We start from the raw sequence: 12,070 nt of genomic DNA on the forward strand, positions 1-12,070 counted from the left end.
ACATGATCGTTCCACAATATTGGGCTGAAGCCCGCCTGCAGCAACGGCATAAAGGTAAACAGACTACGGTGCGCCGCTTTGGTTGGTCGGACACCGACCAAGCCAGCGCCCAAGCCAGTGCGGACACGCGTGCCCAAGAAGCCATGTCCCGTCTGCTGGCGGGCGAGAAGCTGGAGCGCCGCGAGCCCAAAATGCCGTACAACGGCGCGTCTGGCGTGCCCATCCGCGAGGAGATCGTCAGCCGCCACGGCAGCACCATCATCACGCGCAACGCGTACGGCGCGCGCTGCCTCAACACGCCCCATGCCCTCTTCGCCGATATCGACTTTCCGGACAAGTCCTACTTGCGGCTTGGCCTGCGGGGCGGCGTCGCCATACTGCTGATGGCAGCTGCCATAGGCTGGCTTGCGCAATCGCGGTTTGCCGGCATGGCCTTCGCCCTGCTGGCATTCATTGCATCCGGGCCCGTCACGCGGTGGATTCAAAGCCGCCGCCCCGACGAGGCAGCTGCCGCCGAGGCTCTGGCACGCAGCCGGGTTGCCCAGTTCGCGCAAGAACATGCCGACTGGAGCCTGCGCCTGTACCGCACGCCCGCCGGGCTGCGCGTGCTGGCCACGCACCAGCCTTTTGACCCCTCGGACCCGGCCGTCGACGCGTTCTTCAAAGCGGTCCAGGCAGATGCTGTGTACGCCGCCATGTGCAACAACCAGCAATGCTTCCGCGCCCGGGTGAGCCCCAAGCCTTGGCGCATCGGCATACAGACCAATATGCGCCCCCGGCCCGGCGTCTGGCCCATCAAGCCGGAACAACTGGGCGTCAGAAACGCCTGGATCGCCCAGTACGAAGCCCAAGCACCGGCCTACGCTGCTTGCAGATTTGTGGAAACCCTAGGCAGCGGCGCCATCCACGCGGACATCCAAGCCGTGCAAGAACTGCACGATGCGATGTGCCAAGCCACACAACCCCACATGCCTTTAGCCTAAGCTAGCGCATATTCCGCCTTCGCCAGCAGCTACTAATTCAATAGCACAATGCCGACCATAGAACAGCTTGCCCCATCCGCCGCGCCTGCCGGCATCGACTTCTGGTCCGTCCGCCACGTGGTGGAATCAACCGAGCGCCTGACGGTGCGCAACGACGTGGCCGAGGCGCCTTCGCGCGAGCGCGATGCCGGCGTGATGGTCTCGGTGCAGCACGGCGGCGGGCTTGGGTATGCCGCGACCAGCGACGTGTCGGAGCGCGGCCTGCGCCAGGCATTTGCGCAGGCGCAAGACTTGGCGGCGGCCAGCGCCGCGCACAGCGTGTTCGACTTCCGCGATGCACCGCGGCCCGGCGGCCGGGGCGACTACCGATCCGCCACCACACGGCCCATCGCGCAGACCTCGCTGGCCGAGCGCTTCGATCTGCTCAAAGACGTCTGCGCCAGCGCCAACATCGGCGACGCCATCAAGGACCGCCGCGCCTCGCTGTGGACCACGCATACCGAGCAACTGCTGGTCACCAGCGACGGCGGCCACATGGCGCAGAACTGGGACTTTGTGGTGCCCAACATCCTGGCCGTGGCCAGCGCCAACGGAGATACCCAAACCCGCTCCGCCGCCGGCCAGTACAACGGCTTTTGCCAGCAAGGTGGTCTGGAGGTGCTGGAGCGCGCCGGTTTCGCCCAGGACGGCCCGCGCGTGGCGCGTGAAGCACTGGAGCTGGTGCAGGCCCCCAACTGCCCCAGCGGCGTGATGGACGTGCTGCTGATGCCCGACCAGATGATGCTGCAGATCCACGAAAGCATAGGCCACCCGCTGGAGCTGGACCGCATCCTGGGCGACGAGCGCAACTTTGCCGGCACCAGCTTCGTGACGCTGGACATGTTCGGCCACTACGCCTACGGCAGCCCGCTGCTGAACGTCAGCTTCGCGCCCGACCAGCAGCATGAATTTGCCGGCTTTGCCTTCGACGACGACGGTACGCCGGCGCAGCGCGAATGGATCATCCGCCACGGCATCCTGCAGCGGCCACTGGGCGGCAGCCTATCGCAAGCCCGCGCCCAAGGCCTGTTACCAGGCCTGGGCGGCGTGGCCACCACCCGTTCCTGCAACTGGAATCGCGCCCCCATAGACCGCATGAGCAACCTGAACATCGAGCCCGGCGACAGCACGCTGGATCAGATGATCGCCAGCATCGACTACGGCATCCTGCTGCGCACCAATGCGTCGTGGAGCATCGACGACTCGCGCAACAAGTTCCAGTTCGGCTGCGAATGGGGACAGATGGTGCGCAACGGGAAGTTGGCCGAAGTGGTCAAGCGGCCCAACTACCGCGGCATCTCCGCCGGCTTCTGGCGCTCGCTGGCGATGGTCGGCGACGCATCCACCTTCAAGGTGATGGGCACGCCCTACTGCGGCAAGGGCGAACCGAACCAGGTGATACGCGTGGGCCACGCGGCGCCTGCCTGTTTGTTCAAAGACGTGTCGGTGTTTGGTGGAGCCGCATGATGCAAAGCTATTTCCAGCAACTCGCCGCAGCCGTCTGCGCGCCCCTGGCCGGCACCGACCGCGTCACCCTGTACTTCAGCGCCGAAGCATCCGACTTCATCCGCTTCAACCATGCCCAGGTGCGCCAGGCCACGCATGTGGAGCAGCGCTACGGCACGGTCAGCGTCGTCAGCGGCCAGAAGCGCGCATCGAGCAGCATCAGCCTGGGCGGCGACCTGGCGGCCGACACGGAAGCCCTGCTGGCCGAGCGCACCGCGCTGCTGGAGCAGCTGCCGCTGGTGCCCGACGACGCCTACCTGCTGCTGCCCGAGGCGGTGGTCAACACCGAGCGCAGTGCCACCGGTAGCCTGCCGACGCCGCAGCAACTGATGGACGCGGTGGCCGAGCATGCGGCCGGCAGCGACCTGGTCGGCTTCTACGCCGGTGGCAGCGTGGTACAGGCCTTTGCCGACAGCCGCGGCCAGCGCAACTGGCACAGCGTGGAAAGCTTTCTCTTCGACTGGTGCCTGTACCGTGAGAAAGACCAGGCGGTGAAATGCAGCTATGCCGGTACCGCTTGGAGCAGCGCCGAATTTGCCCGCCGCGTAGCCGAGGCCCGCGCCCGCATCCAGCTGCTGGCGCTGCCGCCGAAAACCCTGGCACCCGGCGCCTACCGCGTCTACTTCAGCCCGGTGGCGGTGGCCGAGCTGCTGGGCACTTTGTCTTGGGGCGGCTTTGGCTTGAAAGACCTGCAAACCGGCACCTCCAGCCTGCTGCTGGCGCACCAGGGCAAGGCACCGCTGAGCCCGCTGCTGACGCTGACCGAGGCCACGGCCGAAGGCATCGCCCCGCGCTTTCAGGCCGATGGCTTCACCAAGCCCGACGCGGTAGCGCTGGTGCGCGCTGGCCAGATGGCGGCCTCGCTGACCAGCCCGCGCAGCGCCAAGGAATACAGCCAGCCTACCAACGGCAGCCATGGCGGTGAAAGCCCCGAGTCGCTGGCCATGGCCCCCGGCAGCCTGCCCGAGGCCGAGGTGCTGCAGGCGCTGGGCACCGGCGTCTACATCGGCAATCTGCACTACCTGAACTACAGCGACCGCCAGGCCTGCCGTATGACCGGCATGACCCGCTTTGCCTGCTTCTGGGTGGAAGACGGCCAGATCGTCGCGCCGATCCCCGTGATGCGTTTCGACGACTCGTTCCTGCGCATGTTCGGCCCGGGCCTGGTGGTGCTGACCGAGCATGCCGAGCTGGTGCCGGCCGACAGCACCTACGGCGCGCGACAGCTGCAGAGCATCACTGCGCCGGGGGCGATCGTTGAGGGGTTTGCGCTGACGCTGTGAGGCGATCAGATTGATATGAAATCGCGTTTCTACGCAGACAGCTAGGGCGCCAGCAGCTATACATTAAGGAGCAACTCCCGGATGCGGGCATAAATCCGCATAATGGGGCAAGCCTTCTGGACCACAGACGGCAGCACAAGATCAACCCTCTCGAAAGCCGCCATTCGACATGTTTGCTTTTTTTAAACGCGCCAAGCGCTCCGCGCCCGGCCCGCTGAGTATTTCGGACGAGTCGCCGGCCATGCGCATGGCGCTGGAAGAGCGCATGGCCTACCGCAAGGAATGCCTGTACCAGTCGATCCGCGAGACGTTTTTGTCGATGGAGGTGGTCTCGCACATGTACCGCTTCAAGGTGATGCCGGTGGACGAGCGGCACCACCGCTTCATTGCCATGGTCGACGTAGCCAAGTCGTTTGTCGCCGGCAAGCATGCCAAGACCAAGAGCTTTGCCGCAATGGAGCACAGCATGCGCGACCACGCCTACCGGCGCTTCGGCATCGTGATCGACGGCATGTACTGGCGGGTCAGCGAAACCGAAGACCAATTTGAACGCCGCTCCCGCGCCACCGACCCGGCGCGCACCGGCAACTTTGAGCCCGCGGCCGGGCAACGCACGGCGGGCGGCCCACAGAAGCCCACAGGCGTGCTGTCGCGGAATCGCTACCAGCCGATTTCGCCCGAGGAGCGCGCAGCCTTCATGGAAGCCCTGGAGCGCGGCAAGCCGCCGCCACCGGTGCGTGTGGGCGAGCTCGAATACCAGTCGGACCTGATGCCGCTGGAGGGCGGGATCATGATCGGCGGCACCCAGTACGGCAAGCTGTAGGCGCCGGCCTCAGCCGTATTTGTTGCCGACTTCGGCGCGGATGGGGTGGGTGTCGTAGACGATGGTCATGCAGGTAATCTGCCCCTGCGCATCGAAATCGAAGACGTCGGCGCAGTTGAAATGCACCATGCTGCCGTCCTTCAGCTGCCAGTGGTAGACAAAGTAGCCAACCGCGCGCGGTGCATTCCGCGCACTCAGCAGGATGTCGATGGTCTCGATCTGGCTTTGGCCCGAGGCATCGCGGACCTTCTCGAAAAACGGGCGCGGGCCCATCCAACCCAGGAACGGGGAAAACACCTGCGCATCGCCGCTGAACAGGGCGCAGATCGCATCCACATCGCCCCGCTCCAACTGGGCCAGGTATTGTTCTATGGTCTCGACGTAAGACGTGTGGGTAGCCGGTTGGCCCATATATAGCTCCTGTAACTCCTGGATTTCCGCTTCAAATGCTTTCCGCAGTGCTCTGCGCCAAGCCCGATAATGGCCGCTATAGCATGCATCTGAAGCATGCTGTCTCGCAAACCACGTGGGAATTTTAGGAAGCAAGTGCCGATTGGGCTAACGAAAGATTCGCACAATACCCATGCGTTGAACGCATGCCACAGCCATGCCATCAGAACTCCCACCTCTATATGCCTTGCAGGCCTTTGTGGCGGCGGCCCAGCTCGGCAGCTTTACCCGCGCCGCCACGGCGCTGCACCTGACGCAGAGCGCGGTGAGCCGGCAGATCCAGCTGCTGGAAGAGTTCTACGGCTGCCCGCTGTTCGTCCGCCAGGCCAAGGGCCTGGTGCTCAGCGCCGAGGGTACGCAGCTGCTGCCGGCGGTGCAGGAGGCCTTCAAAACCCTCAAACAGGCCACGGCCAGCCTCGCCCCGGCACGCGGCGTGCTGACCCTGCAGCTGCCGCCCACGCTGGCCTCGCGCTGGTTTCTGCCGCGGCTGCCACAGCTGCGCCAGGCGCTGCCCGACCTGGAGGTACGCATCGCCACCCACTGGTCGGATGCACCCGACTTCAGCCGCAGCGGCGTGGATGCCATCGTCGCGCATGGCCTGGGCGGTTGGCCGCATTTGGTGGAGGTGCCGCTGATGCAAGAAAAGTTGACGCCGTTGTGCGCGCCGGCCTTGCTGCCCCAGCTGCAGAACATCCGCGATCTGGCGAACTTGCAGCTGCTGCACCCCGACCCGCGGCTGCGCGAATGGGCGCTGTGGTTGAAAGGCGTGGGGGCCGATATGCCGGACCCGGCGCAAGGCCAGGTGTTTGACACGTTGGACATGGCGCTGTCGGCCGCCACCCGCGGCCAGGGCGTGGCGATTGCCGACCCGGCGCTGCTGCGCGAAAGCCTGGCAGACGGCGTGCTGGCCATGCCGTTCCACCAGCAGATTCCCAGCGGTATGTCGTACTTTCTGACCTACCCCGCGCAGCGCGCCGAACAGGGCAAGCTCAAGGCATTCCAGGCCTGGCTGCTCGCGCAGCTTCACACCGAATAGGCCGCTAGCGCACATATAGCCTGCGCAAGCAGCTACGCATTCCATAGCAAAATGCCCCCTGCAGACCGCAAGGTCCGCAGGGGGCATGGCGTCAAAGCCTGGTGGCTTCAGCGCATGGCGCTATCAGGCCGCGACGGTCTTCAGTGCGGCGTTCAGCGTGGCGCTGGGGCGCATCACGGCGTCGGTCTTGGCGACGTCAGGCAGGTAGTAGCCGCCGATGTCCACGGCCTGGCCTTGCACCGCATTCAGTTCGGCCACGATCTTCTCTTCGTTCTCGGTCAGGGCCTTGGCCACGGGTGCGAACTGGGCTTGCAGGGCCGCGTCCTCGGTCTGTGCGCCCAGGGCCTGGGCCCAGTACAGCGCCAGGTAGAAATGGCTGCCACGGTTGTCCAGCTGGCCGGTCTTGGGCGATGGGCCCTTGTTGTGGTCCAGCAGCTTGCCGGTGGCCGCGTCCAAGGTCTTGGCCAGCAGCTTGGCCTTGTCGTTGCCGGTCTTGATGCCCAGGTCTTCCAGCGACACGGCCAAAGCCAGGAACTCGCCCAGCGAATCCCAGCGCAGGTGGTTTTCTTCCACCAGCTGCTGCACGTGCTTGGGCGCCGAGCCGCCAGCACCGGTTTCGTACATGCCGCCGCCGGCCATCAAAGGCACGATGGACAGCATCTTGGCCGAGGTGCCGAGTTCCATGATGGGGAACAGGTCGGTCAGGTAGTCGCGCAGGATGTTGCCGGTGGCGCTGATGGTGTCTTCTCCGCGGATCACGCGCTCCAGGGTGTAGCGCATGGCGCGCACCTGGCTCATGATCTGGATGTCCAGGCCGGTGGTGTCGTGCTCGTGCAGGTACATCTTGACCTTGGTGATCAGCTGGGCTTCGTGCGGACGGTAAGCGTCCAGCCAGAAGACGACGGGCATGCCGGAATTGCGCGCGCGGCTCACAGCCAGCTTGACCCAGTCGCGGATGGCGGCGTCCTTGACCTGGCACATACGCCAGATGTCGCCGGCTTCCACGTTCTGGCTCAGCAGCACTTCGCCGGTAGCCAGGTCGGTGATGTTGGCCACGCCGTCTTCGGCGATTTCAAAGGTCTTGTCGTGCGAGCCGTATTCTTCGGCCTGCTGGGCCATCAGGCCGACGTTGGGCACCGTGCCCATGGTCTTGGGATCGAAGGCGCCGTGCCATTTGCAGAAGTTGATGATTTCCTGGTAGATGCGGGCGAAGGTCGATTCAGGCATCACAGCCTTCACGTCCTTCAGACGGCCATCGGCGCCCCACATCTTGCCGCCGCTGCGGATCATGGCGGGCATGGACGCGTCGACGATCACGTCGTTGGGCGAATGGAAGTTGGTGATGCCCTTGGCCGAGTCCACCATGGCCAGTTCGGGGCGGTGCTCGTGGCAGGCGTGCAGGTCGCGCTTGATCTCGTCCTGCTTGCTTTGCGGCAAGGTGGTGATCTTGTCGTACAGATTGGCCATGCCGTTGTTCACGTTCACGCCCAGTTCATCGAACAGCTTGGCGTGTTTTTCGAACGCGTCCTTGTAGAAAATCTTCACGCAGTGGCCAAACACGATGGGGTGCGAAACCTTCATCATCGTGGCCTTGACGTGCAGCGAGAACATCACGCCGGTCTTGTGCGCGTCTTCGATTTCTTTTTCGTAGAACTCGACCAGCGCCTTCTTGCTCATGAACATGCTGTCGATGACTTCACGGTCCAGCAGCGACACCTTGGGCTTGAGGATGACGGTCTTGCCGCTCTTGGTGATCAGCTCCATCTTCACATCACGCGCCTTGTTCAGCGTGATGGACTTTTCGCCATGGTAGAAGTCGCCATGGTGCATGTGCGAGACATGCGAGCGCGAAGCCTGGCTCCACTCGGCCATGCTGTGCGGGTTCTTGCGCGCGTATTCCTTGACGGCCTTGGGGGCGCGGCGGTCCGAGTTGCCTTCGCGCAGCACTGGGTTCACGGCGCTGCCGGTGCACTTGGAATAGCGGGCGCGGATGGATTTTTCTTCGTCGTTCTTCGGATCTTCAGGGAAGTCGGGAATCGCGTAGCCCTTGCCCTGCAGTTCCTTGATACAGGCTTGCAGCTGGCCCACGGAGGCGCTGATGTTGGGCAGCTTGATGATGTTGGTGTCGGGCAACAGGGTCAGGCGACCGAGTTCGGCCAGGGTGGCAGGAACCTTCTGCTCTTCAGACAGGAATTCAGGAAACTCAGCCAGCACGCGGGCCGCCACCGAGATGTCGCTGGTCACCACGTCGATACCGGCAGCCGCGGTAAAAGACTGGACGATGGGCAGCAGCGAATAGGTCGCCAACCGCGGCGCTTCGTCGGTCAGGGTGTAGATGATCTTTGATTTTTCGGCAGACATGGATGACCTCTCAGGCAATAAACAAAATGGGCAAGCCGTTTGGAGCGGCTAAACAGGGTCGCTCCTGCGACATTCAGCGGCCTAGAGTCTACTTTAGGGGCGCCCAGAAAATCGATTTGGGCATGAAGTCATGTCGTAGAGCATGGGGATGTAGGCTTACGCTGCAAGTAGATCAAGAGAAACCCGGAAGGCGGCGCGTGTAGATTTTTCGGACATAGCAAGCTGCACTCGAGCCTGAGCTACTTAGAAAGTCCTCCTGCTTCCTCACGCGTTAGGTAAATAATTTGGGGTAAGCTATTTCGGCCCCAGCCGGTGCAGCCCGTTATTGCGTTCAACGCCTTCTATCCATGCCCCAACCTCTCATTACCGCGATTGTTTCGACATACAGCGCCGAACGTTTCATGCGCAGTTGTCTGGAGGATCTGGTAGAGCAAACCCTCTTTAGCGAGATGGAGGTGTTGGTGATTGACAGCGGCTCTCCGCAGGGAGAGAGTGCTATTTGCGAGGAGTTTGTGCGCAAATATCCGCAGATCAAGCTCCTACGCACCGAGCGCGAACCTTTGTATGTGGCATGGAACCGCGCCATTCCATTGGCCAGGGGGCAATACCTGACCAATGCCAATACCGATGACCGCCACCACCCCGACTTCATGGCGACCATGGTTGCCGCACTGGAAAGCCACCCCGAGGCCGCGTTGGCGTACGCCGACCAGCTGATCAGCCATACGGAAAACGAGAGCTTTGCCGAATGCGAGAGCCGTGGCGCCAAGCTGCGCCGCTGGCCCGACTACACGCCAGAGGACTTACTGCTGCGCTGCATTACCGGGTCGCAGCCGGTGTGGCGCAAATCGCTGCACAGTGCGCTGGGCGTTTTTGATACCAGCTACCGCATCGCAGCCGATTACGATATGTGGCTGCGGTTCGCCAGCCAGCACCCGCTGCTGCATGTTCCCAAAGCCTTGGGCGTATTTTTTGATTCTCCTCACACCATCTCAGGGGCGAGCAACCAAGTTCATGTCAATTTGGAAACACTGGCTATCCAAAAAACCTATGTCGATCATCCGAACTGGCGGGGTATTCCAAAAATGCGCAAGCGTTTAGCTGCAGAGCTGTTTGGCCGGGGTTACCAGCATATTGAGCGCGACCACAATGTGCAGGCGGCGCAGCCTTTTATCCGGGAAGCGGTAAAGCTGGACCCAACCAATCTTCGATTTTTAAAAACTTATGCCGTCCGCTGTCTCGCAGGCATTCAATAAAAGGCATAGCGTGAAAAAATATTTAATTACCGGATTCTCGGGTTTTGTAGGGCGTCATTTTTTAGATTATTTAAATGGTTTGAATGAACCAATTTCTGTACTGGGCATTGACCGGGATGCGGTTAATTTTGACCTGAACCAGTTTGGCAATCTGGAATGTGCGTTCAAGAAGGCCGATTTATTGCAAAGCCATGAATGGGAGCCTTTGATTGCGCTGTTTCAGCCAGATTACATCGTGCATTTGGCGTCTTTTAGCAGTGTGGCGTTCAGCTGGGTGAATCCTATTCAGAGTTTTGCCAATAACACCAATGTATTTTTGAATCTTCTGGAGACGGTGCGTAAGGTCAATCCCCGCTGCCGCATTTTGTCGATTGGCTCTTCTGAGGAATATGGCGCTTGCGCCTTGGACCAATTACCTTTGACCGAGGACGCCAAGCTCAACCCCGTCAGCCCTTACGCGGTGGCGCGTGTGTCCCAGGAACTGTTATCCACGGTGTATGTCGATGGGTTTGGCTGCGACATTGTGATGACCCGCTCGTTCAACCACATCGGTCCCGGACAGCTAGATACCTTTGTCATTTCTTCGTTCGCCCGCAAGCTATTGGCCATACAAAATGGAAGTGCAGATGCCGTCATGTTGACAGGCGACACTACCATCGTGCGCGACTTTGTCGATGTGCGGGACGTTGTGCGCGCGTATGACCTGCTTTTGCGGCAAGGGCGTTCTGGCCATATCTACAACATCTGCAGCGGCACCGGCGTAGCATTGAAGTCAGTGATTGACCAGATGGCTTCCATTCTGGGGATTTCTGTCGTACAGAAAATAGACCCTCAGCTGGTTCGGCCTAATGACAACAAGGCCATTATTGGATCCCTGAAAAAAATCAATGATGAAATTGGGTGGGCGCCAAGCATTCCACTGGATACCAGCCTGCGGGATATCTTGAACTACTGGCGCGAAAAATCCATCGCATGAAAATACTTTATGACCACCAGGCCTTTGAAATGCAGAAGTTCGGAGGTATTTCCCGTTACTTTTGCGAGCTTATTACCCAGCTAGACAACACCCCTACAGCCTCGGTAGAAGTGGCCATACAGTACTCTCATAACGAGTATTTGAAGAGCACCCGGTTTGGATTGAAGACACAGGAAAATCCGGATAGTTACGAGAATTTTATGAGAGGGCACGATTTTCGCGGAAAATGGAACCTCTACGCCGCCAGAAACAAGCTGCGCAAACCAATTGATGCAGAGGCGATTAACAAGCAAGTGGCTATTGCCGCGTTGCAGCGGCAAGATTTCGATGTCTTCCATCCCACGTACTACGACGATTATTTTTTGCCCTACATAGGCAATAAGCCATTCGTTTTAACCGTGTACGACATGATCCATGAGATCTACCCCGAGTATTTCAATCTGGCGGACCGTACCTCAGACCGTAAACGCAGGCTGGCCCAGAAGGCCCACAAGATTCTGGCCATATCAGAGTGCACGAAGAAAGACTTGGTACAGTTTTTTGGCATATCCGCTGAAAAAGTGGAGGTGGTCCATCTGGCCAGTTCCATGGGCACTACTAACACCCCGCCCACCCGATCGTCCGAGCTACCTGCACGGTACGTGTTGTTTGTGGGATCACGGACGGTCTATAAAAACTTTTTCTTCCTTATCAACAGCATACGCACGCTACTGGCTGCAGACCCGGAACTGCACATCGTCTGCACCGGGACCGGGTTCAACAAGAACGAGCGTGTGTTCTTCGAGATACACGGCCTGGCAGACCGGGTGCACCACCGCTCGGCCAACGATGCCGAGTTGCAAGCGCTCTACCAGCAGGCGCAGGTGTTTGTGTTTCCGTCGCTGTACGAAGGATTTGGCTTGCCGGTGCTAGAAGCCTTCAGCTGCGCCTGCCCTACAGTGCTTGGCAATTCCGGCTCCTTGCCGGAAATCGGTGGTGACGGCGCTTTGTACTTCGAACCCAAAGATGCCCAGTCGCTCCGGCTAGCGATGTCACAAGCGCTGTACGACCAAGCATTGCGCTCCGACCTGGTAGCTCGTGGGCAGCGCCGCCTTGCGCTATTTACCTGGGAAAAAACTTGCCGCGGCACCGAGATCGCTTACCGCGAGCTGGCGGGCTCACAAGCAGCGCCCGTAACCAGGATTCGCACTGCTTGAATGCCTGCAAGAGCGTCGCTGCCAGCAAACGAATGACTGCCAGTTGCTGCGTGGGTGCAGCATCAATAGCTGCCACCACATATCGGATATAGGCGACCTGCTCGCCGACGTTGTGGTCTCGCGCAGTTCATCCTCTGTTTGAGGGATGCATCGGGCGCCGC

General features: G+C 61.0%; 10 protein-coding genes. 8 read left to right on the forward strand and 2 right to left on the reverse strand.

Features of this window, described 5'->3' with window-relative positions; genetic code table 11:
- The first annotated feature begins 2 nt into the window (after positions 1-2).
- The 4 genes from BLT66_RS04065 to BLT66_RS04080 all read left to right on the forward strand — a co-directional run bounded on the left by BLT66_RS04065 (position 3) and on the right by BLT66_RS04080 (position 4,634).
- Positions 3-983 carry a hypothetical protein gene (locus BLT66_RS04065; protein WP_092755956.1) on the forward strand — a complete coding sequence of 327 codons (981 nt, stop codon included), beginning with the start codon at positions 3-5 and terminating at the stop codon, positions 981-983.
- 48 nt (positions 984-1,031) lie between these two features.
- Positions 1,032-2,489, forward strand: a complete 1,458-nt coding sequence (locus BLT66_RS04070) for a TldD/PmbA family protein (protein ID WP_092755958.1) — start codon at positions 1,032-1,034, stop codon at positions 2,487-2,489.
- On the forward strand, positions 2,489-3,811 hold the full coding sequence (locus BLT66_RS04075; RefSeq protein WP_176954955.1) for a metallopeptidase TldD-related protein: 1,323 nt from the start codon (positions 2,489-2,491) through the stop codon (positions 3,809-3,811). The genes BLT66_RS04070 and BLT66_RS04075 overlap by 1 nt, the downstream gene beginning before the upstream one ends.
- 169 nt (positions 3,812-3,980) lie before the next feature.
- Entirely contained in the window at positions 3,981-4,634 is a 654-nt protein-coding gene (locus BLT66_RS04080; protein WP_092755962.1) for a hypothetical protein, read from the forward strand.
- Between the two features lie 9 nt (positions 4,635-4,643).
- Here BLT66_RS04080 and BLT66_RS04085 read toward each other — a convergent pair whose 3' ends face one another.
- On the reverse strand, positions 4,644-5,045 hold the full coding sequence (locus BLT66_RS04085; RefSeq protein WP_092755964.1) for a nuclear transport factor 2 family protein: 402 nt from the start codon (positions 5,043-5,045) through the stop codon (positions 4,644-4,646).
- Positions 5,046-5,241: 196 nt separating this feature from the next.
- Between BLT66_RS04085 and BLT66_RS04090 the strand changes: the two genes are divergently transcribed.
- Positions 5,242-6,120 carry a LysR substrate-binding domain-containing protein gene (locus tag BLT66_RS04090; RefSeq protein ID WP_092755966.1) on the forward strand — a complete coding sequence of 293 codons (879 nt, stop codon included), beginning with the start codon at positions 5,242-5,244 and terminating at the stop codon, positions 6,118-6,120.
- A 123-nt stretch (positions 6,121-6,243) separates the two neighbouring features.
- Here BLT66_RS04090 and BLT66_RS04095 read toward each other — a convergent pair whose 3' ends face one another.
- Entirely contained in the window at positions 6,244-8,481 is a 2,238-nt protein-coding gene (locus BLT66_RS04095; protein ID WP_092755968.1) for an NADP-dependent isocitrate dehydrogenase, read from the reverse strand.
- A gap of 347 nt (positions 8,482-8,828) precedes the next feature.
- Between BLT66_RS04095 and BLT66_RS04100 the strand changes: the two genes are divergently transcribed.
- From BLT66_RS04100 to BLT66_RS04110, 3 genes are read left to right on the forward strand one after another with little or no spacing between them, the layout of a single operon-like run.
- Complete coding sequence (locus tag BLT66_RS04100; RefSeq protein WP_092755970.1) at positions 8,829-9,737, forward strand: glycosyltransferase; 909 nt, start codon at positions 8,829-8,831, stop codon at positions 9,735-9,737.
- Positions 9,738-9,747: 10 nt separating this feature from the next.
- Positions 9,748-10,713 carry a GDP-mannose 4,6-dehydratase gene (locus BLT66_RS04105; RefSeq protein ID WP_176954956.1) on the forward strand — a complete coding sequence of 322 codons (966 nt, stop codon included), beginning with the start codon at positions 9,748-9,750 and terminating at the stop codon, positions 10,711-10,713.
- On the forward strand, positions 10,710-11,909 hold the full coding sequence (locus BLT66_RS04110; RefSeq protein WP_092755974.1) for a glycosyltransferase family 4 protein: 1,200 nt from the start codon (positions 10,710-10,712) through the stop codon (positions 11,907-11,909). Before BLT66_RS04105 ends, BLT66_RS04110 begins: the two co-directional genes overlap by 4 nt.
- Positions 11,910-12,070: the final 161 nt, after the last annotated feature.

Origin of the sequence: Rhodoferax sp. OV413, assembly GCF_900104385.1 — a bacterium.
GTDB lineage: Bacteria > Pseudomonadota > Gammaproteobacteria > Burkholderiales > Burkholderiaceae_C > Rhodoferax_B.